The organism is Bacteroidota bacterium, assembly GCA_005882315.1.
Classification (GTDB): Bacteria; Bacteroidota; Bacteroidia; order Chitinophagales; family Chitinophagaceae; genus VBAR01.
The window spans coordinates 117339-137992 of record VBAR01000002.1; the positions used below are offsets into that span (position 1 = coordinate 117339).

At 38.5% G+C, this 20654-nt stretch carries 23 protein-coding genes; 12 read left to right on the plus strand and 11 right to left on the minus strand.

The window, feature by feature from the left end; all coding sequences use genetic code 11:
* Positions 1 to 28: 28 nt before the first annotated feature.
* Positions 29 to 1945 carry a 30S ribosomal protein S1 gene (locus tag E6H07_11715; GenBank protein TMI63445.1) on the plus strand — a complete coding sequence of 639 codons (1917 nt, stop codon included), beginning with the start codon at positions 29 to 31 and terminating at the stop codon, positions 1943 to 1945.
* Positions 1946 to 2034: 89 nt separating this feature from the next.
* Here the strand turns inward: E6H07_11715 and E6H07_11720 are convergent, their stop codons facing one another.
* The 10 genes from E6H07_11720 to E6H07_11765 all read right to left on the minus strand — a co-directional run bounded on the left by E6H07_11720 (position 2035) and on the right by E6H07_11765 (position 9078).
* The gene (locus E6H07_11720) at positions 2035 to 2520 is read right to left on the minus strand and encodes a hypothetical protein (protein ID TMI63446.1); all 486 of its coding nucleotides are present in this window, start codon (positions 2518 to 2520) and stop codon (positions 2035 to 2037) included.
* A 99-nt stretch (positions 2521 to 2619) separates the two neighbouring features.
* Positions 2620 to 3495 carry an alpha/beta hydrolase gene (locus E6H07_11725; protein TMI63447.1) on the minus strand — a complete coding sequence of 292 codons (876 nt, stop codon included), beginning with the start codon at positions 3493 to 3495 and terminating at the stop codon, positions 2620 to 2622.
* A gap of 14 nt (positions 3496 to 3509) precedes the next feature.
* On the minus strand, positions 3510 to 3944 hold the full coding sequence (locus E6H07_11730; GenBank protein ID TMI63448.1) for a DUF1801 domain-containing protein: 435 nt from the start codon (positions 3942 to 3944) through the stop codon (positions 3510 to 3512).
* A gap of 59 nt (positions 3945 to 4003) precedes the next feature.
* Entirely contained in the window at positions 4004 to 4840 is an 837-nt protein-coding gene (locus E6H07_11735) for an alpha/beta hydrolase (GenBank protein ID TMI63753.1), read from the minus strand.
* Between the two features lie 111 nt (positions 4841 to 4951).
* Complete coding sequence (locus E6H07_11740) at positions 4952 to 5377, minus strand: VOC family protein (protein TMI63449.1); 426 nt, start codon at positions 5375 to 5377, stop codon at positions 4952 to 4954.
* A 70-nt stretch (positions 5378 to 5447) separates the two neighbouring features.
* Complete coding sequence (locus E6H07_11745; protein TMI63450.1) at positions 5448 to 5945, minus strand: SRPBCC domain-containing protein; 498 nt, start codon at positions 5943 to 5945, stop codon at positions 5448 to 5450.
* Positions 5942 to 6262 carry a winged helix-turn-helix transcriptional regulator gene (locus E6H07_11750; protein TMI63451.1) on the minus strand — a complete coding sequence of 107 codons (321 nt, stop codon included), beginning with the start codon at positions 6260 to 6262 and terminating at the stop codon, positions 5942 to 5944. Before E6H07_11750 ends, E6H07_11745 begins: the two co-directional genes overlap by 4 nt.
* A gap of 202 nt (positions 6263 to 6464) precedes the next feature.
* Entirely contained in the window at positions 6465 to 6860 is a 396-nt protein-coding gene (locus E6H07_11755) for a hypothetical protein (protein TMI63452.1), read from the minus strand.
* 217 nt (positions 6861 to 7077) lie between these two features.
* Entirely contained in the window at positions 7078 to 8037 is a 960-nt protein-coding gene (locus E6H07_11760) for a hypothetical protein (protein TMI63453.1), read from the minus strand.
* A gap of 180 nt (positions 8038 to 8217) precedes the next feature.
* A complete protein-coding gene (locus E6H07_11765) occupies positions 8218 to 9078 on the minus strand; it encodes an SDR family oxidoreductase (protein TMI63454.1) in 861 nt (286 codons plus the stop codon).
* Positions 9079 to 9264: 186 nt separating this feature from the next.
* Here E6H07_11765 and E6H07_11770 point away from each other — a divergent pair, with 186 nt between their 5' ends.
* Complete coding sequence (locus E6H07_11770; protein ID TMI63455.1) at positions 9265 to 10020, plus strand: 1-acyl-sn-glycerol-3-phosphate acyltransferase; 756 nt, start codon at positions 9265 to 9267, stop codon at positions 10018 to 10020.
* Between the two features lie 23 nt (positions 10021 to 10043).
* On the opposite strand, the gene E6H07_11775 is transcribed toward E6H07_11770, so the two are convergent.
* Positions 10044 to 10559 carry an acyl-CoA thioesterase gene (locus E6H07_11775; protein ID TMI63456.1) on the minus strand — a complete coding sequence of 172 codons (516 nt, stop codon included), beginning with the start codon at positions 10557 to 10559 and terminating at the stop codon, positions 10044 to 10046.
* A 123-nt stretch (positions 10560 to 10682) separates the two neighbouring features.
* Here E6H07_11775 and E6H07_11780 point away from each other — a divergent pair, with 123 nt between their 5' ends.
* The 10 genes from E6H07_11780 to E6H07_11825 all read left to right on the plus strand — a co-directional run bounded on the left by E6H07_11780 (position 10683) and on the right by E6H07_11825 (position 20645).
* Entirely contained in the window at positions 10683 to 11915 is a 1233-nt protein-coding gene (locus E6H07_11780; protein ID TMI63457.1) for a proline dehydrogenase, read from the plus strand.
* A 191-nt stretch (positions 11916 to 12106) separates the two neighbouring features.
* A complete protein-coding gene (locus E6H07_11785) occupies positions 12107 to 13276 on the plus strand; it encodes a hypothetical protein (protein TMI63458.1) in 1170 nt (389 codons plus the stop codon).
* A gap of 91 nt (positions 13277 to 13367) precedes the next feature.
* Positions 13368 to 14162, plus strand: a complete 795-nt coding sequence (locus E6H07_11790; protein ID TMI63459.1) for a thymidylate synthase — start codon at positions 13368 to 13370, stop codon at positions 14160 to 14162.
* A gap of 170 nt (positions 14163 to 14332) precedes the next feature.
* Entirely contained in the window at positions 14333 to 14836 is a 504-nt protein-coding gene (locus E6H07_11795) for a dihydrofolate reductase (GenBank protein ID TMI63460.1), read from the plus strand.
* 42 nt (positions 14837 to 14878) lie between these two features.
* The gene (locus E6H07_11800) at positions 14879 to 15679 is read left to right on the plus strand and encodes an SAM-dependent methyltransferase (protein ID TMI63461.1); all 801 of its coding nucleotides are present in this window, start codon (positions 14879 to 14881) and stop codon (positions 15677 to 15679) included.
* Positions 15680 to 15758: 79 nt separating this feature from the next.
* Positions 15759 to 16856, plus strand: coding sequence for a Re/Si-specific NAD(P)(+) transhydrogenase subunit alpha (locus E6H07_11805; GenBank protein TMI63462.1), 1098 nt, complete (start codon positions 15759 to 15761; stop codon positions 16854 to 16856).
* 22 nt (positions 16857 to 16878) lie between these two features.
* Positions 16879 to 17187, plus strand: coding sequence for an NAD(P) transhydrogenase subunit alpha (locus E6H07_11810; GenBank protein TMI63463.1), 309 nt, complete (start codon positions 16879 to 16881; stop codon positions 17185 to 17187).
* 155 nt (positions 17188 to 17342) lie between these two features.
* On the plus strand, positions 17343 to 18779 hold the full coding sequence (locus tag E6H07_11815; protein ID TMI63464.1) for an NAD(P)(+) transhydrogenase (Re/Si-specific) subunit beta: 1437 nt from the start codon (positions 17343 to 17345) through the stop codon (positions 18777 to 18779).
* A gap of 15 nt (positions 18780 to 18794) precedes the next feature.
* Positions 18795 to 19235, plus strand: coding sequence for a hypothetical protein (locus E6H07_11820; GenBank protein TMI63465.1), 441 nt, complete (start codon positions 18795 to 18797; stop codon positions 19233 to 19235).
* A 39-nt stretch (positions 19236 to 19274) separates the two neighbouring features.
* Positions 19275 to 20645, plus strand: a complete 1371-nt coding sequence (locus E6H07_11825) for a hypothetical protein (protein TMI63466.1) — start codon at positions 19275 to 19277, stop codon at positions 20643 to 20645.
* The last annotated feature ends 9 nt before the right edge of the window (positions 20646 to 20654 follow it).

Consider the following 20654-nt stretch of genomic DNA (forward strand, 5'->3'; position numbering starts at 1 on the left):
TCGGGATAAACCCCCGGACATTTATATCATGTTTTTCAAATCATTTTTTAAACAACTAAACGCTGATGCACAGGAGTCTTCTTCTGCACCTGCAGATGAGGCTACAGCGACAACAACTGCACCTGTGGTGGAATCGGCTCACGACGATTTCGATTGGAACGTTGACAAACGTAATGTGATCTCTTACACTGAAGATGAAAAAGACAAGTACAGCAAAGTGTATGAAGCAACATTTGTTCAAATGACAGATGGTGAATTGATCAGAGGAACTGTAGTTGGTATCACGAAGACTGATGTGGTATTGAACATTGGTTTCAAAAGCGATGGTTTGATTTCACTGAATGAATTCCGCGACATGCCCAACCTGAAACTGGGTGAAGAAGTGGAAGTAATGGTAGTGGAAAAAGAAGACCGCGAAGGTTTATTGAACCTGAGCCGCAAACAGGCACGTCTTACCCGTGCATGGGAACGTATCGTTGAAGTAAACAAAACTGGCGAAGTAATTACCGGTACTGTTACTTCAAAAACAAAAGGCGGATTGATCGTTGATGTATTTGGAATGGAAACATTCTTACCGGGTTCACAAATTGATGTGAAGCCTGTAACAGATTACGATCAGTTTGTAGGTAAAACAATGGAGTTTAAAGTTGTTAAGATCAACGAAGCAATTAAGAACGCTGTTGTATCTCACAAAGCTCTTATTGAAAGCGATATCGAAGCACAACGTGCAGAGATCATGAGCAAACTGGAGAAAGGACAAGTACTGGAAGGTACTGTGAAGAATATTACTGACTTCGGTGCATTTATGGATCTTGGTGGATTGGATGGCCTGTTGTATATCACTGATATTTCATGGGGCCGTATCTCTCATCCAAGTGAAGTGTTGAAGATGGATCAGAAGATCAACGTGGTAGTACTGGATTTTGATGATGAGAAAAAACGTATCAGCCTTGGTCTGAAACAACTGACTCCTCATCCTTGGGATGTATTACCTGCTGATATTGGAGAAGGCAATGTAGTGAAAGGTAAAGTGGTGAACATTGAAGATTACGGTGCATTCCTTGAGATCCATCCGGGTGTTGAAGGTCTTGTACACGTAAGTGAAATTACATGGGCTAACACACCGATCAACGCCAAAGAATTCTTTAAACTTGGTGATGAGTACGAAGCAAAGATCGTAACGCTTGATAAAGAAAGCCGCAAGATGAGCTTATCTATCAAGCAACTTTCTGCTGATCCTTGGAGTGATATCGAAACCCGTTTCCCTGAAGGAAGCAAGCATAGCGGTCTTGTGAAGAACATTACCAACTATGGTGTGTTTGTTGAACTGGCTCCTGGCATCGGTGGTATGATCCATATCAGCGACCTGAGCTGGCTCAAACGTTTCAATCACCCAGGTGAGTACACGAAAGTGGGTCAGAACATTGACATCATCATTATGGGAATTGATAAAGAGAACCGCAAACTCCAACTCGGACATAAACAACTCGAAGAAGATCCATGGAATGCATTGCAGGATACATTTGCAATTGGTACGCTGCATGAAGGTTCAGTTATCAAACGTGATGATAAAGGCGCTGTAGTTCAGTTACAATACGGGCTGGAAGGCTTTGCTCCTAACCGTCATCTTGCAAAAGAAGATGGTAAGAGTATTAGCGCTGATGAAACAGCACAGTTCATGGTAATTGAATTTGACCGTAACGAAAAGCGTATCGTTCTTTCACATACCCGCATCTGGGAGCAAGGACAAATAGAAGTGAAAGAAGCTGCGAAGAAAGAAGCAAGAACTGAAGCTGAATCTACACGTAAGGCTGTAAAGAATGTGCAGAGCAAAGTAGAGAAAACTACGCTTGGTGATCTAGGTGTTTTGGCTGAGCTGAAGAAGAAAATGGAAAGCGGCGGTAGCGATGCAGCAGCACCATCTGAAGAGCCGAAGAGTGAATAATAAAGCAATAGCTTAAAATAAAATCAAAGTCCCGGAGTAACCCGGGACTTTTTTATTTAGAACCTCTCATGTTATTTTAGTATTTGCAGTTAATTCTTTTTCAAAGTTTGTAATTGTCCATAGGTAGGAATTTGCTGCATGATTGAAGCCCTTATCTGTGTCAGCATATATACTTCCGCCTGGTAAAACTCAAAAGCAATTATTGCATTGGTAGCAGCCTTGATTTTCTTATAATAAGTCTCAAGGCTCTTTTCCTGCTCTAATCGGTTTGAAAAATATTTAACAGATAATGAATCAGCAATAGCAGGTGTCATATGGCTGTATGCCTGCGCTGTTTTTTCGTACAAACCGATTCTCGCCTTTGCGGTAGCTTTATTCGACACTTGATATTCATCATAAAGCTTCCAGAAGGCAACGGAATCCTTTCCTGACACTGGAACTAATTTGCTGATGGCTTCTTTTTTCTGAACACCCAACAAGTTTATAATAGCGTCTGCTTCAGCATCTGATGTTTGTGCATGTGCTTGCGAAATGGTACCAATAAATAAGGCCGTAATGATTAAGTTAATTTTCATATTTTATATTTTCACAAAAGAAAAGCAATTTTTACGAGAAAAAAAAATCCGTTTATAAATCTTGTAAAATGCCGGCTTATTTCCTGTTTTCCTGAAGGTTTATTTAGTCGCAAGGAAAGACCCTACGATTGCAGCAATAGCTTGCGTATCCATCATCAACGTCCCATGTCCTTTGGCGGGAAGTATTGCCAATTGTGATCTAGGCATTCCAACTACATCTCCGAAAACATTTCCGCCTAATAAACTATATGTTTCTGCCAGTACTTTTTTATCTGTACCATCATTATCGCCCATGATCAATAATACAGGTGCTTTGATGTTTTTGATCTTGTCATCGCCAAGATTAAACTTCTCTGCACTGAACTTGAGCATTTTTGCAATGAACTTATGCCAGTTGGAAGTATCAGGTGCTGACTTGATATATTCAGATCTGATCGGCGTATTATCAAAAGCATCGGGTTTCAGGCCGGTGAGCATGGTATACATGATACCTAACCATCCTTCGGATTTATAAGTGGATGAAATGATGATCAGTTTCTTTGTCATAGCTGGCTGCTGAATAGCAAACTGGAAAGCGACAGTGCCGCCATAACTAAACCCAAGTATATCTGCACTGTCAATCTTTAAATGTTTCAATACAACAGCTACATCACTGGCAAGTGTTTGATAACTCAATGGACGTTGAGATAATGGTGTATGCCCATGGCCTTCCAGTTCCAATGCAATAACTTTTCTTGTTTTGGAAAGAATGGGAATCAGTTCACTCCAGTTCGAGTTAATGGTCATATAGGCGCCATGCAATAAAACGATGGGATCGCCTGCACCATATACTTCATAATAAACTTTGGAACCATTTAGCGGTGCATAGCCGGATGATGCAGGTGTAAGCGGTTGTTGTGCATCACTATTCAATGTAGAAAGCATGTTTATAACGAGTAAAAGTGAGAAAATAGTTTTGTTGATCGTAGTAGGCATATGATTTGTTTTTGTCAGTTATTTTTCCCTGTTATCTCAACTCCATATCTTATCGCCGCCTGAAGTATATCAATGTTTATATCTTTTATAGTTTTGAACTTGATGCAATACCCGGTTACACTCGCCTTGCCAAGATTTTTTCCATATGTATTGGCTAAGTATTTTTTATCCTTGATACCCATGATATAGACAGAGATGCCGGTTGTGTTAGGGCTCAAACCAATTTGATAAAACTCCCTGGTTGTTCCATCAGTATATTTCATGGTGTAAGATCCGTATCCTATATTAGGATTAGAAACGATTTTGCCTTTATCGTCTTTGCCATCTAAGAACCATAATTTACATTTTGGCATTACTTGCAGAATGATGCGGTGCAACTCTTGCATATCGCTGCGTTTTGGTTCAGGTTGACTAGTAATATACTTTTTGATTTCTTCTTGTACGTTCATATAAATATAAAATTATAGATTACTTATTTACCTTTTTACTCGATATGCAGAGCCACTAGTTATTTTAAAAAATTATTTAAGTAATTCAAGATCGTTGTTGTCTGCATCATCAGGCTCACATGTCCTTGTGAAGGAACAATGGCCAATTGCGATCTTGGCATCGGCTGCATTTCAGCAGAGACACCACCTCCCAACAATTGATAGGTTTTTATCAACTCTATTTTATCCGTTCCGTCATTGTCGCCGGAAATGATCAGTACAGGCGCAGCAATTTTTGCAATATTAGAGTCACCAACGTTAAATGGTGTCTCGGCGAAAGCAAACATCTGCTCTAAATATTTTCTCCATTTTGTTTTGTCAGGTGCCACTGCATCGTATCCTGCTTGTAGCGGTGTGTTATCAAAAAATTCAGGCTTAAAATCTTTAAAAGCACCGTTTACTACGGGTAGCCAACCATTTGTTTTATAAGTAGAAGAAATGACCACTAATTTTCTTAACCGTTTAGGGCTTTGTACAGCAAACTGGTAAGCCACTGAGCCCCCCATACTATATCCTGCTACATCAGCACTGTCTATTTTCAGGTAATCCATCACCTTTTCTACATCACTTGCTAAAGTTGTGATCGATAATTTTCTATCTGAAAACGGCGAATGCCCATGTCCCTGCATTTCAATTGCAATTACTTTCCTGCTCTTTGATAGCTCAGGTATCAATTCTGCCCAGTTCATATCAATTGTATAAAAAGCGCCATGTAGTAAAACTAAAGGCCTGCCCTCACCACCTGCCTGTCCGGCAGGCAGGTATACTTCGTAGTAAACTTTAATGCCATTAACAGGTGCGTAACCACTGTTGGAAGGTTTGATCTTTTGTCCGATTGATGAAGACGCAATAAACATAATTGCAATTAGTAGTATTGCTCTATGAGGATTATGTGTTTTGAATAAATTTTTCATAACACTGTTTAAATTTTAATTTATTGATAATACAAAACTGCAATTACTTGTCCTTTAGTTTTGGGCAAATTCAACAATCCATTCAATACCGTATTTGTCTCTAAAACAACCAAAATATGTACCCCAGGGACCATCACCAATAGGCCCTTCTATTTGTCCTCCCACTGAAAGCCCATTAAATAATTTGTCTGCTTCTTCTTTACTTTCTGCAGTTATTACAATTTTGCTTCTGTTCTCATTTTCGTTTGTTTTTCCCATAATTTCCGGAACATCATTTGCCATCAGCATACTATTTTTACCAATAGGCAAAGCAATATGCATAATTTTATTCTCTTCTTTTTTCGCAATCGGGAATTCAGGACCTGCCAGGTCTTTGAAACGAATGATCTTTGCAAACTCTCCGCCAAATACTGATTTGTAAAAGGTAAATGCTTCTTCGGCGTTTCCGTTGAAGTTTACGTGAGGATTGATAAGTGCCATAATTTTATTTTTTAGATTGTTAAATTGTTTACTTTCTTAAAATTTTATCCAAAGACTTTCCAGGAGAAAATCATTTTTTAGATAAAGTTGTCAATAAGTTTTCCAGGTTGCTCAACGACATTTTCATTCCCTGTGTAAAGCCTTCCAATATCCTCTCTAACCTTTCAAGGGATTCATTGTAAATGATAATGTTCACTAGGGTGGTTCCATTTTCTTCACTGAAATTATGGTCCCATTCAGAACCATGCAATTCAGGTTTTTCATCCTTATCAGTAAAAACATTATACATTTTAAAGTTCGTCTTTGGAGTAATGGAAGTGTATTCCTGGAGTGCCCAACGTTCTTGCCCTTCGGGGCTTATCATGGCATAAAATCTTTTGCCACCCACTTTAAAATCCTGGTATTTTGTCTTTGCGATCATGGGTTTTGGTGCAATCCATTGGTCGATCAATTCTGCTTTGGTAAAAGCATCCCATACCAATGAAAGTTCAGCATTGAATTCCCTTTTTATGTGTACCGTTTTGGATGCTTTGTCAACGGTAAAATCAAATAGCAAACTGTTTGTCATTTTTTTTGTTTTTTCATTGTTGATAATAATTTGTCAAGTTCATTGAACCTGGTTTCCCAGATCTTCCTGAATTGTTCTATCCATTTATCGATCTCTTTCATTTTTTCAATTTCAAGTGAATAATAAATTTCCCTGCCTTGTTGTTCCTGTTTTACCAGTTCGCATTCCGTGAGTATACGAAGGTGTTTGGAAACAGATTGCCTGGTCGTGTGGAAATTGTCAGCAATGGCGTTCGGTGTCATTGCCTGTAATGCAATTAAAGTAATAATTGCCCGCCTTGTCGGGTCAGCTATTGCCTGGAAAATGTCTCGTCTCATTTTGTTTAATTTTTTTGATTGCGAAGCCAATCGGTTGCAAATATACGTGCAGCCATTCGGTTTCGCAAATTTATTTTTTTAAAGAAAAAATGTGGGGAAGGTTGAAGTCAGGGTGTCGCTGTACAATTGCCGCCAATGCAGTGTTATGCGTTCGGCGATTTTGATGCAAAGTCTTTATTTTCTAGACCATGTCATTATTCTTTTAATATATTCGGTCAACGATCCTTTCATTAACTTTAGTTGACCATTGAACTTGCCACACTCTTCCGTTTATTTGATCGAGCAGAATGAAAGTGTATATGTTGGTTGTTGGATAGAGAAAAAATCTACCATTCCTCTCTTCATCTTTAGTTACCCGAGAAATGTCCGATAGTGTAGTCTCGTACTGATATTTGCTTTCTGTACCCCATTGAACTTGCCACATTTGTCCATTTCTTGTATTCAATTTGATAAATGTATACATATTTCGTGTAGCAAAGAGTCTATACACAACAGTACTATCCGTAGAAATATTTTGAATAGGGGCTTCAGATGTACTTTGAGCAAAAGCTGTAACTGATGCAAAACCAACAATTATAGAAAATACTATTCTTTTCATGTCGTTAATTTATGTCTTTTAAAATGGTGTATATTCCATTTCGTTTCCGTTATAGGATTAAGGTACTACCCGCTGACGCATAACTCAAAAATATGCGAAAGTTTTTGGGCTTTCGACAGAAAACAATTTTTTAAACCTTTCCTTTTCAGAGATTTAATAAAAAAGCGAAAGTTTTAAAACTTTCGCAAATACAATCAGTAAAGCCTATTTAGTTTATTTAAACTCCCGTCTTTGGATTCTTCGGTGTGTTTGGTTTTTCAGGTCCTTTCTTTGGCGTGGGAGTTTGTTTATTTACTTTAATAACGGCTCTTATTACATCAACAGCAGGTGCGCCGATGCCGAGTCGTTGTGCATTGGTAAAAGCAGGAATAGCTTGCTGACCGGTAGGATCAAATACTACATACTCATTATTCAGTTTGTTTCCTGCGTCCAATAAACTATCGGGTACATAGATCTGTATTCTTACTTTTTTATAACTCACGGGGAAGTAGCGGATATAATAGTTTTCTTTCTGCTTATACCATTGGTCATATTTCACTCCTTTCTTTGTCACCTTCGATTGTTCACTTCGAACCGCTATTCTTTCATAAGCATCATAAGAATCGATACTTGTTTCAAATAATCTTTTCATATCACTGTTGGCATTTAAAATGCCTGTTGTTTGGGAAACATTTTTTATCACACCCATCACACCACCTTTCAATTCAAAAATTTGTTTAGGAGTTAATAACCTGGCGGCATCCATTTTCACTGAACTGGAAAGTTTATTATAATCAGAACCACTCACTGTTGACCAAAGCAATAATTGGATATTTCTTTGTTCAATATCATTTTTGTCTCTTGAATTCAGCAATATGGATTCTACGATCTCTTTCCGGTAACCGGTTACCTGTCCCTGCAAATAAGCATCACCTTCTCTGGGGTCGGGTGTGCCGGGTTGCAGGCAATAAGTTTTAAACTCTGCTTCATAAAAACCGGGCTTCAGCACAAAACCTCCATCCTGTGTTTTCGGAAGATCCATCATGGACTGTGGCTTTTGATCCAAAGCTATTTCAGGCTGCGCCAATGCTTCATTGGCAATTGGGTTGTCTGTTACTGTTTGATTACTGTTCTTTGATGAAGAACAGGCCGTGAGAACTAAAACGAAGAATAAATTTTTAAGTATAGATGTTGTCATAGGGGTGGTTTTTATGTTAACCAATTTTTAAGTACGGATACGAAAAATTTGCTGATACAAAGTCTGAAATTATCAGCTTATTTAAAAGCAAAAAGGCCGTAAAGTATTGTTAACACATCAATAGGGGTGTGTATCTTAGTAATTTTCCCTACACAGAACAGCTACATATGAAGCGGTTTGTCAAACCATTCTTGCATCCAAACCAAAACTGGTTTGTACAGCATTGTACCATTCTTCATCAGTAGCTGCATTCCAGTCTGTCCATTGTTCATCTGTCATAGATGCCCGCCAGCCGAGGAAAGGAATCGAATCTGGCCCAACAGGATGGCGAAGTTGCCAGCTGTCACTATTAGCTATTTCTAAAATTTTATCTGCTACCAGTGTTGCATTGGTTGGTGTTTTAAGCGATGCTGCAAACAAACCACCAAACCGTTTTACCTGTGGATAAATTGAGTCACCACCTTTTTTAATATCCCTTGCCATTTGTGTATCAATGATACCCGGTTCAACAATTGCCACTCGGATATTAAAAGGTTTTACCTCCTGTGCAAGTGCCTCACTAATGGCTTCTAATGCAAACTTGCTAGCTGAATAAGGCCCCAACGGCGTGCTAGCTATTTTCCCTGCAACAGAAGTAATATTTATAATACAGCCATTACGACTGATACGCATTTGCGGTAATACAGCTTTTATACAACGCAGTACGCCAAAATAATTTGTTTCCATTACCGCTTTAAAATCTTCCATTGGCAGTTCTTCAATTGATCCATTCCGTTCAATTCCTGCATTGTTTACCAATACATCTATTATTCCAACCTCTTTGTAAATCGTGTCCATACACTGCTTTACTGATTCATCGGAATCAACATCCATCGTTAAAATAGTTACAGGTAATGATTCGTCTTTTACTTTTTGTTTCAATGCTGGAGCGGCTTCAGGATTACGCATCGTTGCAAAAACTTTATAACCTGCCCGTCCGAATGCAAGAGCTGTATCAAGGCCAATGCCTTTACTGGTACCTGTAACAATTACCGATTTCATATATTTAAATTTAGAGGTGGCTTTATTTAGTGCTTGTGCACTTTTATCTTTGAGAAGATAACACTTTTTATAATCATAGTAGGGTAAAATTTCCGAACTTTTTTCATTTTATTTTTCAGGCAAACAAATAATAATTTCAATTCCCTATGTCTGAACAAATCCATAAATTGGATTGTAATTATACACATGGCATCCTTTATTGAACGATTGAAAAATTTTAAACTGGTTCGCAAGCTTGTTTACTTTATTGTCGGTATGGCTTCTTATCCCGGACTGATGTGGGTGAACAAGTTGACAATTTCAGGTACTGAGCATATAAAAAACCTTCCCCGGAAAAAAGTATTATTTGTTAGTAATCACCAGACCTATTTTGCGGATGTGATCACCTTCTTGCAAATTTTCAGTGCTGTAAAATGGGGAAAAGAAAACAGGTTGGGTTTACCATATTATTTATTGAATCCATTTACACGGGTGAACTATGTGGCTGCTGAAGAAACCATGAAAGGTAGTTTTATAAGCCGCCTTTTTTTACTCGCAGGAGGTATTACTGTAAAGCGTACCTGGAATAAAGACAGTAAAGTACAGCGCAAAGGTTTAGATGCATCTGATACAAGAAAAATATTTACTGCACTCGAAAATAACTGGGTCATTACTTTTCCGCAGGGAACTACAAAACCCTTTGCACCCGGCAGGAAAGGAACTGCACTTATCATCAAACAAGTAAAACCAATTGTAGTACCGGTAGTGATCGGTGGTTTCTGGCGGGCATTTAATAAAAAGGGATTGAAGTTTAAAAAGAAAGGCACTCAACTTTCGGTAAGATTTAAAGAGCCACTGCAGATAGACTATGATGCACCCGCCGAAGAGATTTTAAAACAGGTGATGGATGCTATTGAACAAAGCAAGGAATACATGATGAAAGGAGGACATCATGTTAGCTAAAACTGAACAATAATAATTATTGATTAATCTCTTGCAAAGAGAGCTTTCAGTTCTGTAGCTTCCTCCGGTTTCATTTTTCCACCGAGGATCAGGCGTATTTGTCTTCTTCTTAATGCACTTTCAAATAATTTTTTCTCTTCTTCTGTTTCGGAGATCAATTCAGGCACCCTGCGGGGTTTACCATTGGGATCTAAAGAAACAAATGTGTAATAAGCTTCATTACTTTTATACCTGAATTTTTGGAGCGGATCTTCACCCCATACTTTCATATGCACTTCCATAGATGAATTGAATGAACGGGAAACTTTTGCTTCAATATGTACTACGTTACCAAGTTTGATAGGTGCTTCAAAAGAAATATTATCTACGCTGGCAGTTACCACCGGGGCATTACAATGTTTCATGGCCGCCAAAGCGGAAGCAATATCCATCCAATACATGAGCCGGCCACCCATCAGGTTACTGAATGTATTAGTATCATTGGGTAAAACGAGTTCCGTCATAATGACCAAACTTTCTGAAGCTTTCTTCGGGTCCATTCTTTTGATTTTCGCAAAGATAGACGTATCCGCTCATGTATTTGATCAGCTTTGCTGCTGATAAGAATCAAATTTATTTTCTGCTACCCAACCACTACTTTTGCCCTGCTTAATTTGCCAGTTATGAATCCTCAGCCTGTTATTTCTTTTGATAACACAGAATTTGCATTTCAGTATAAGTCAACCAAAGAATTAAAAAGGGCCCATTTCCTTTTTTCTTCTATGGGCAAACCGTGGTTGCTAAATCTTGGCCTTAAAATAACTCCATTCGCTATCAAATGGCATTTACCATTTACAAAAACAGTTATCCGTGCTACATTATTTGAGCAGTTTGTAGGAGGCGAAACACTTGATGAAACGGCAAAGGTTGCAGATAAGCTGGAGAAGTATGGCGTAAATGTGATCCTGGATTATGGTGTAGAAGGCGGCCATAATGGCGAGCCGGGGTTTGAGCAATCAACTGATGAATTTATACGGGTAATAAATTATGCGGCTACGCAAAAAAATATTCCCTTCATGAGTATAAAAGTGACAGGCCTCTCAAGGTTTGGGTTATTGGAAAAATTAGATGCCAGTATGCATGTGGGGCAGGGGAGTTTAATGAAACGCTACCAGCAGGCCATTGATAATTTACCCGGTGAAGAAAAGGAAGAATGGCAACGTGTAGTAGACAGGCTGATGCGGATAAGTGAGATAGCTGCCGGAAAAAATGTAGGTGTGCTGATAGATGCGGAAGAAACATGGATACAGGATCCGGTGGATGCATTGACCATCCTGATGATGGCTAAATTCAATAAAGAAAAATCTGTTGTGTACAATACGTTGCAGTTGTATCGCCACGACCGCTTACAATTTTTAAAGGACTCATACGAAGCCGCCGTTGAAAAAAAATTTATACTCGGTGCCAAACTTGTCCGCGGTGCTTATATGGAAAAAGAAAGATTAAGAGCTGCTGAAATGGGTTACACTTCACCGATACAACAGGATAAAGAATCAACCGACACGGATTTTAACGCCTGTGTTGAGTTTTGCATTGAACATATTAACAATATCGGCCTGATAGTAGCTTCGCATAATGAATACAGCAACCTGCTTGCAGTACAATTGCTCCAGAAAAAAGGTTTACCACTGAAACATCCGCATATTCATTGGAGTCAGCTCTATGGTATGAGTGATAATATCACGTTCAATCTTGCACATGCAGGCTGCAGTGTAAGCAAGTATCTTCCATTCGGCCCGATAAAAGATGTAGTGCCTTACCTTATGCGCCGTGCCCAGGAAAATAGTTCGGTAGCAGGACAAACCGGAAGGGAACTCGGATTGATTGAAAAAGAAATGCGAAGAAGAAAAGGATAATTAATTTTCCAAATCAAATACTAAATAGCATAAACAAAATTCTTTTGTTTAAATTATTTCTTCTTCTCTACCTATATTAACAAGCTTTGGTATTATTCTTGAGATTATTAATCATACAAGTTTTATTTCATCTTCTTTAGCATAAGCGGGGCTTTGGATATTTTGTAAACACTCTACCTAAAAAATTTACTGTGATACTGTCTTGGGGGGAATTGTCTGTATTAAAAGACTTTGCGATCTCCTTTCTTGGGCTTGGCCTGCCAGCTATCCTTGTATCATTTGCCAGCATTACAGGGATGCATTATTGGGGCAAGCGCAGAAAGAAAAATCTAAAGGAGTTAACTGATCAATATGATCAGCCACCACAATCTTCATTACTTCCGCCATTGACAGCGAGAGAAAGAAAAAATGCTATAAAAAAAATCAGGAAACAGTTATCAGGTTTTAGGGCAAAGCAGGTACTACTGAAGCATGATTACTTACAGAGTATTCGAAATGTTGCAACAACCGATTATCGTTCAAATGAAAAAAGCGAAAAAATTATGGAAAACATCGAAGAAAAAATGATAGCATACGAAAAGCAAATAACCGAAATGCAGAGTAAGATCGATATGCTGGAAACAATGCCACCTCCGGTGGCCAATGAAGCCCATTATCTGCGTGAGATGCTGACTGAAAAAGAAAACGAAATTCAAAACCTGCGTGCTACAGCTAACGGAATTCCGTCGGCGGAAGTAATTGATATAGCATCAAAAGAAAATTTATTGAACGAACAAAAAGAAGAAATAAGCCGATTAAAGATCATCGTTGAGGAACAAGTGCATTTAAATGATTTGCTTGGTGAAAGCCGTGAGCAGTTAAATTTTGTTCAAAATCAATTAGAGCAGCGAATAAAAGCAAATAAAGTGCTTGAACAAAGGATGAATTCTGTTTCTGAGGAATTGAGCCAATCGCAATTCGAATTTCACGAAGCCGGAAAAAAAATAATTAATACTGCAAATGTTCTGGAGCTGAAAGAAAATGAGATTGGTCAATTAAGGCTTGAGCTGGACACTAAAGAAAATGAGCTTCGTCAGTTAAGAGAAGATATTCATGCAAAAAATGAACAATTAATAGCTGTTGAGAATTCATATAATGAGATATTACGGGAAAATGATCAGTACAAAACTGCAATTACCAATGACCATGAATTTATTTCTTCTTTGAACCGTGACCTGTCAGAGGAGAAACAAAAAAATGAACATTTACAGGAACAGGTACGCCATAACAGGCGGTTGTTGACTAGGTTTTACCAGGAATTAAAGTCTTCTGTTGAAGAGACGGAGAAAGAAAATGAACCGCATCTTCTTATAGGAGCATGATTAAAGTCTGTTAATCATCATCAATTCACAGCTTCCCCACACTGGTCTTCTAGCAGTTAAATGCCACTACTCATTTTCGTATCTTGCATCCATGCAACAATACCTCGATTTACTCAGGCATATATTGGATAGTGGTACTGAAAAAACTGACCGGACAGGTACCGGAACTAAAAGCGTTTTTGGGTACCAGATGCGGTTTGATTTGCAAAAGGGATTTCCGCTTGTTACCACTAAGAAAGTGCATATGAAGAGCATTATTCATGAGCTCCTTTGGTTTTTAAAAGGGGAAACAAATATTGCGTACCTCAAAGAAAATAATGTAAAAATCTGGGATGAATGGGCGGATACAAATGGTGAGCTGGGTCCTGTATATGGTAAGCAATGGCGCAGTTGGGAAGGAAAAGATGGTGTAGTGATAGACCAGGTTAGCGATTTAATTGCCCAGGTAAAAAAGAATCCTGACAGCCGCCGCCTGATCATTAGTGCATGGAATGTTGGCGAATTACCAAAGATGGCCTTGATGCCTTGTCATACGCTGTTCCAGTTTTATGTTGCAAATGGAAAACTAAGTTGCCAGTTATACCAGCGTAGCGCAGATGTATTTTTAGGTGTGCCATTTAATATTGCTTCCTATGCATTACTTACACTAATGATCGCACAGGTATGTGACCTTGAACCGGGAGATTTTGTACATACATTTGGTGATGTACATATTTACAGCAATCATATGGAGCAGGTAAATCTTCAATTGAGCCGTCAACCATTCCCTTTACCAATAATGAAATTGAATCCTGGGGTTAAAAATATTTTCAATTTTAAATTTGAAGATTTCATTTTGGAAAACTATCAGTGTCATCCTGCGATAAAAGCACCTGTGGCGGTTTAACCCCCTGTCCCCCTAAAGGGGAGACTTAGATCATAGTAATCTTAATTTTTTGAGAACACCTGAAAGCAGAGAGATTAACTATTACTTTTGCTGCAAATAAAAAAGATTTTTCTTTATTCCCCTTTAGGGGGCTGAAGAAATTACAACTTAAAAACCTTTTCATGGGGGGTATGACTATTTCTCTCATCGTTGCGGCTTCTACTAATAATGCTATCGGAAAAGGTGGTAAGATGCCCTGGCATTTGCCAAATGACCTGAAACATTTTAAAAATACTACCTGGGCAATGCCAGTGATAATGGGGCGCAAGACTTTTGAAAGCATGGGCAAACCGCTTGCGGGAAGAAAGAATATTGTTATTACAAGACAAAAGGGATATAATCCCGAAGGGGCAGTGGCCGCTCAAAGTCTGAGTGATGCATTGCTACTGGCTAATGAAATGGATGTAAAAGAGATTTTTGTAATTGGTGGCGGTGAAATTTATAAAATGGCCTGGGAAAAAGCCAATCGTATTTATCTTACAAGAGTAAAAATGGAGGCAGTAGATGCGGATACTTTTTTTCCTGAGATCGATCCGCAGGAATGGAAACTGTTGAACCAGAAAGATTTTGAAGGAGATGATAAAAATTCTTACCCACATTCGTTTCAGACATGGGAACGGATATTTAGTAATTAATAATTATTAATTAATGATTAATAATTATTCCAGACATGAATCATGTATTCCTCTTTTCAATTAGCACTTAAATATCTCAACTACTATTTTACTGCATCAAATGGTAAGGGACATGGTATGCATTCGCCATTTGTTTTTGAGTTTATTACAAAAGTTTTAAATGATAAAACGAAATATGCAGATTACAATGCGGTAGAAAAACTAAGAAAGGAATTACTAAATAATCATGAAATTATTGAGATAGAAGACCTGGGTGCAGGCTCAAGAGTTGCGAAATATAAACGAAGAGCTGTCTCATCAATTGCAAAACATGCACTGAAATCGCCGAAATTTGCTCAACTCTTATACAAGTTATGCAAATATTATAAATGTAAAAGCATTGTAGAGTTGGGTACTTCGTTAGGCATTACCAGTTCTTATCTTTCCCTGGCAACTGGTACTGATGGTCATATAGCAACAGTAGAGGGTTCATCCGCTGTTGCTTCCTTAGCTGCTAAGAATTTTGAAATACTTGGGTTAAACAATATCCAATCATTTAATGAGCCTTTTGATGAATGGCTCACAAAAAAAGATTTGGGATTTGATCGGGTTGATCTTGCATTTATTGATGGAAACCATCAATTGGAACCAACACTAAAGTACTTCATCGAATTTTTGTCCCGTTCACATAACGATAGCATTCTTGTTTTTGATGATATTCACTGGAGCAATGAAATGGAAACGGCATGGGAGAAAATCAAAGGAAATGAATCAGTAACCTGCACCATCGACCTGTTTTTTATCGGGCTGGTATTTTTCAGGAAGGAGATAAAGGAAAAACAGCATTTTGCGATCCGTTTTTGAGCAATTACCACCCGCCGGAAGCAAAAAATCAATACCTTCGGCCGTCCGATTTTCTCACCATTTATAGCATGAATTAACTATGACGATAGGAGTTTTGAAAGAGCCTTCACATGAATCCAGGGTCTCTTTGCTGCCCGAAGCAGTAGGCGTTTTAATCAAAAAAAATATTACAGTTATTGTTGAGGCAGGAGCAGGCGAAACTGCATTTGCCGGTGATGATGATTATATAAAAGCCGGGGCACAGATCAAGAGCCGTGAAGAGGTTATTCAGTCTTCTGAAATTTTGCTGAGTATTCATGCACCTGATAACGTGAAGTCTAAAATTCTTATTGGTACTTTTTTTCCATTGTTTAATAAAGACCTGATGAAACAATGGGCTTCAGAAAGTGTCACATGTTTTTCCATGGATATGCTACCTCGTACTACCCGTGCCCAGGCAATGGATGTATTAAGTTCACAAGCAAATATTGCGGGTTATAAAGCTGTGTTGACTGCTGCTAATTTATACAGCAGGTATTTTCCTATGTTCATGACAGCAGCAGGAAGTATTGCACCGGCAAAAATTCTGATTCTAGGTGCAGGTGTTGCAGGCTTGCAGGCAATTGCAACTGGAAGAAGATTGGGTGCGGTAGTAGAAGTATTTGATACAAGACCTGCAGTGAAGGAAGAAGTATTGAGCCTCGGTGGAAAATTCATTGAAGTGGAAGGAGCAGCGGATGCAAGTAAGGCAGGAGGTTATGCTGTTGAACAATCAGAAGAATATAAACAGAAACAACAGCAACGAATAGCAGAGAGTATTGCGAAGGCAGATATTGTTATTACCACTGCACAGATACCCGGTAAAAAGGCCCCGATATTGATAACAGAAGAAATGATGAAAGGAATGCGCAAAGGAAGTGTGATCATTGATATTGCAGCATCAACGGGTGGTAATACACCATTCACAAAAAATAATGAGACTGTTATGCACAATGGTGTAAGCATTGTTGGTAATAGCAGTTTGCAAAGCACTATGCCATCCGATGCAAGTAAATTGTATGGAAAAAATATCCTGAACTTTCTTGCATTGATAACAACTAAGGAAGGAGAACTGAATCTTAACTGGGAAGATGATCTTGTAAAAGGTACCTGCATTACGCATGGAGGAGAAGTGACGAATGAGAGAGTGAAAAATTGATAATTAAAAAATTGCGAATAGTATGAACACATTTTTAAACTGGATAACCGAACATCAGCAAACGATCTATATCGTGATCCTGATGATTTTTGTAGGTATAGAAGTGATTGGTCGTGTGCCAAGTGTATTGCATACTCCGCTAATGAGTGGTGCTAATGCAATTCATGGTGTAGTAATTATCGGGGCTATTATTGTAATGGGAAAAGCAGAGAGTGATAATTATTTAGCATTAGTAATGGGATTTTTAGCCGTAGTGCTGGGAACATTAAATGTTGTAGGCGGGTTTGTTGTTACAGACAGGATGTTGGAAATGTTTAAGAAAAAGAAATGATACCCCTGTCCCCTAAAGGGGAACTTAGGTCGGAGATTCTTTTTTTAATTTGAAACTAGTTCTTAAAAAAATATTTAAATCAATTGTTCACTTACTGCTTTTAGGGCCGTGAGTGGCAAGTCTTCCCTTTAGGGGAGATTTAGAGGGGCTTATTTATGGAACTTAATATACTTACAGTTTGCTATCTGATCGCTTCGGTTACTTTTATTCTCGGTTTGAAGATGCTTTCCAATCCTGCTTCTGCCCGCAGAGGAAATCTTATTGCAGCAGGCGGTATGACCATCGCTATATTCGGAACTATTTTTTTGTATCGTGACGAAACAGGCAGCCGGTTGCATAATTATGTTTGGATATTTGCCGGCATTATCATTGGTACTGTTATGGGAACACTGATGGCGAAAAAGGTAAAGATGACAGCCATGCCGGAAATGGTGAGTTTGTTTAATGGTATGGGTGGCGCCTGTGCTGCATTGATATCTGCAGCCGAGTTCTATCATATTTATAAAGCTAATGAAGGTGCTTCATCAACACCATTTTCTGAGTTTGCACCAGCAGGTTATTTTATAACTATTGCTGCAGGCGCAATTATCGGAACAGTTTCTTATACCGGAAGTATTATTGCCTGGGGCAAGCTGAATGGAAGAGTTAAAGATTTTTCATTTAAGGGGCAGCATATTATAAATATTGCTCTGTTTATTGTCATCATCGTATTAACAGTAATTGCTTACCGTTCTACGATTGGCGGCTTATTACTCCCATTTTTTCTTATTGGTTTTTTTGCATTTGTGTACGGGATATTATTTGTGTTGCCGATCGGTGGGGCTGATATGCCGGTTGTAATTTCTTTATTAAATTCTTTTACAGGAGTAGCTGCCGCATGCGGTGGTTTTTTGTATGATAATAAAGTAATGCTTACCGGAGGTATTCTTGTCGGGGCTGCAGGTACTTTGCTTACGATGTTGATGTGTAAAGCAATGAACCGCTCATTGGCCAATGTTTTGATCGGTTCATTTGGTGGTGGTGGCGCCGCTGCTGCATCGGGTGTAAAAAAAGAGCAAGGTGCCTATAAAGAAATTACATTGAGTGATACAGCGGTACTGATGACTTATGCGAATAGAGTAATTATTGTTCCCGGTTATGGATTGGCTGTTGCACAGGCACAGCATGCTTGTCATGACCTTGAAAAAATATTGACTGATAAAGGTGTTGATGTAAAATATGCAATACACCCGGTTGCAGGTCGTATGCCAGGTCATATGAATGTGTTGCTGGCCGAAGCCGATGTGAGCTATGATTTGTTGAAAGAAATGGAAGAAGCCAATGAAGAATTTCCCTCAACAGATGTGGTGCTGGTATTAGGAGCTAACGATGTGGTGAACCCGGCTGCGAAAACAGATCCGGCATCACCAATTTATGGAATGCCGATACTGGATGTGGAACTGGCGAAGAATGTAATTGTAAATAAGCGAAGCATGAAGCCCGGCTATGCAGGCATTGAAAATGATCTGTTCTTTCAGAAAAAAACTTCTATGCTTTTTGGTGATGCTAAAAAAGTATTGCAGGACCTGATCGGTGAAATAAAGAATTTATAAGTTTAATAAATTACTATGAGGAATATATTTGGTTGCTTTATTCTGTTTATTATTCTGCATGGTTGTAAAACAAAACCAGCCACAACAGTATCTCTTAATTGCGAAATATATAAAACAGGTAAGTATATTATTAATTATAAGCCTAGAAATACAGTGATTGAAATTGATCGGCAAACAATGGTACAAACGGAATATGACAGGAATTCGGATACTCTTTTTGGAGCCCAGATAACATGGACCGGGCCCTGTGAATATGAATTGAAAAAAACTTTTAGATCTAAAAAAACGGTAAAAGATTCGTCCGCAAAGAACAACATTATAATGGAAACAAATGATCCGCCACCTTATAAAGTGCGTATCATGTCAGGCACCCCGGATTATTATGTATATGAAATTGTGACGCCTGGTTCTACACAGCTCCATACTGATACAGCCTGGGTGGTAAAACAAAAATGATAAGGTACCCGGTGGATGCGAATTATTTAACTTCATTTAATGCAACTGCCATCAGTATTTCTGGATTCATTAAAAGGTACAAAAGGGTTTGACCAAACAACTTTTGAAAAACTGCATGTATCGGGTGAACAAATAACTTCGATAAGGCTTAACCCTTCTAAATCTCCGATAGGCAATCATCAACCTTGCCTGCCGGCAGGCAGGTTGCCAATTGAAAATAAAATTCCCTGGACAGAACAAGGCTACTACCTGAAGGAACGTCCTTCCTTTACTTTTGATCCGCTTTTTCATGCCGGTTGTTATTATGTACAGGAAGCAAGCAGTATGTTCCTTGAGCAGGCATTAAAGCAAACTGTTGATCTCTCAAAACCGCTCAGGGTTTTGGATCTATGTGCTGCACCGGGTGGAAAATCAACACATATTCAGTCTTTGATCTCACCTGGTAGCTTACTGGTAAGTAATGAAGTGATAAAAAGCCGGTGTAATATTTTAAAAGATAATATTATTAAATGGGGTTGTGAGAATGTAGTGGTTACAAATAATGATCCGAAGGATTTTGCAAAGCTGGAAAACTATTTTGATGTGATTGTTGTAGATGCTCCTTGCAGCGGGAGTGGTTTGTTTAGAAAAGAACCAGATGCAATTGAACACTGGAGTGAAAATAATGTAGCGCTTTGCAGCCAGCGACAGCAAAGAATATTGGCAGATGTTTGGCCATCATTAAAAGAAGATGGTATACTCGTTTATTCCACCTGTTCCTATTCAAAAGAAGAGGATGAGGATATTGTAAAATGGATGAATGAGAAGTTTTTAGCTGCAAATTGTCAATTGCTTATTTCGGAAAACTGGGGTATAACAAAAACGGATAATAGTTTTCGTTTTTGGCCGGATAAAGTAAAAGGGGAAGGTTTTTTTATTACTGTTTTTAAAAAAGTGCACCACGAGGATGATCATAAAACAAGAGTTACAAAAAGGCTAAATGAAATTTCAGCACCTCAAACTGAATTGGTGAAGCCATGGTTAACAAATAGTGGAGATAAATTATTTGTACATGGGTTTGATGGCATCTATATGATCAATAAAGACTTTCAACCAGATATTAATCTGCTATATTCAAATATGAGGGTAGCTTATTTTGGTGTAAAGCTTGGCGAACTCATGAAAGCTAAACTGGTGCCTGCACATTCATTAGCTATGAGCAGGTTGCTTGCGGACTCAGTAATGAAAATAGAATTGAACAGGGAGCAGGCTATACGTTACTTACAGAAAAAAGATATAGATGTGGAAAAAAGCCAACCAGGCTGGCAACTTATTTGCTTTAATAATCATCCATTAGGCTGGGTGAAGGTCTTACAGAACAGGTTAAATAATTATTACCCGATGGAGTTACGGATACTAAAAGATAATTGATTGAATACA

Bases quoted from the DNA above. Each gene is read 5' to 3' on its own strand.
- E6H07_11735 (TMI63753.1), bottom strand. From the start codon at position 4,840: ATGTTTATTGCGTCTTCATCAATCGGACAAAAGATCAAACCTTCCAAC.
- E6H07_11760 (TMI63453.1), bottom strand. From the start codon at position 8,037: ATGACAACATCTATACTTAAAAATTTATTCTTCGTTTTAGTTCTCACG.
- E6H07_11720 (TMI63446.1), bottom strand. From the start codon at position 2,520: ATGAAAATTAACTTAATCATTACGGCCTTATTTATTGGTACCATTTCG.
- E6H07_11755 (TMI63452.1), bottom strand. From the start codon at position 6,860: ATGAAAAGAATAGTATTTTCTATAATTGTTGGTTTTGCATCAGTTACA.
- E6H07_11730 (TMI63448.1), bottom strand. From the start codon at position 3,944: ATGAACGTACAAGAAGAAATCAAAAAGTATATTACTAGTCAACCTGAA.
- E6H07_11740 (TMI63449.1), bottom strand. From the start codon at position 5,377: ATGGCACTTATCAATCCTCACGTAAACTTCAACGGAAACGCCGAAGAA.
- E6H07_11770 (TMI63455.1), top strand. From the start codon at position 9,265: ATGGCATCCTTTATTGAACGATTGAAAAATTTTAAACTGGTTCGCAAG.
- E6H07_11790 (TMI63459.1), top strand. From the start codon at position 13,368: ATGCAACAATACCTCGATTTACTCAGGCATATATTGGATAGTGGTACT.
- E6H07_11805 (TMI63462.1), top strand. From the start codon at position 15,759: ATGACGATAGGAGTTTTGAAAGAGCCTTCACATGAATCCAGGGTCTCT.
- E6H07_11820 (TMI63465.1), top strand. From the start codon at position 18,795: ATGAGGAATATATTTGGTTGCTTTATTCTGTTTATTATTCTGCATGGT.
- E6H07_11715 (TMI63445.1), top strand. From the start codon at position 29: ATGTTTTTCAAATCATTTTTTAAACAACTAAACGCTGATGCACAGGAG.
- E6H07_11765 (TMI63454.1), bottom strand. From the start codon at position 9,078: ATGAAATCGGTAATTGTTACAGGTACCAGTAAAGGCATTGGCCTTGAT.
- E6H07_11815 (TMI63464.1), top strand. From the start codon at position 17,343: ATGGAACTTAATATACTTACAGTTTGCTATCTGATCGCTTCGGTTACT.
- E6H07_11775 (TMI63456.1), bottom strand. From the start codon at position 10,559: ATGGACCCGAAGAAAGCTTCAGAAAGTTTGGTCATTATGACGGAACTC.
- E6H07_11795 (TMI63460.1), top strand. From the start codon at position 14,333: ATGACTATTTCTCTCATCGTTGCGGCTTCTACTAATAATGCTATCGGA.
- E6H07_11745 (TMI63450.1), bottom strand. From the start codon at position 5,945: ATGACAAACAGTTTGCTATTTGATTTTACCGTTGACAAAGCATCCAAA.
- E6H07_11800 (TMI63461.1), top strand. From the start codon at position 14,879: ATGTATTCCTCTTTTCAATTAGCACTTAAATATCTCAACTACTATTTT.
- E6H07_11810 (TMI63463.1), top strand. From the start codon at position 16,879: ATGAACACATTTTTAAACTGGATAACCGAACATCAGCAAACGATCTAT.
- E6H07_11750 (TMI63451.1), bottom strand. From the start codon at position 6,262: ATGAGACGAGACATTTTCCAGGCAATAGCTGACCCGACAAGGCGGGCA.
- E6H07_11780 (TMI63457.1), top strand. From the start codon at position 10,683: ATGAATCCTCAGCCTGTTATTTCTTTTGATAACACAGAATTTGCATTT.
- E6H07_11825 (TMI63466.1), top strand. From the start codon at position 19,275: ATGCAACTGCCATCAGTATTTCTGGATTCATTAAAAGGTACAAAAGGG.
- E6H07_11725 (TMI63447.1), bottom strand. From the start codon at position 3,495: ATGCCTACTACGATCAACAAAACTATTTTCTCACTTTTACTCGTTATA.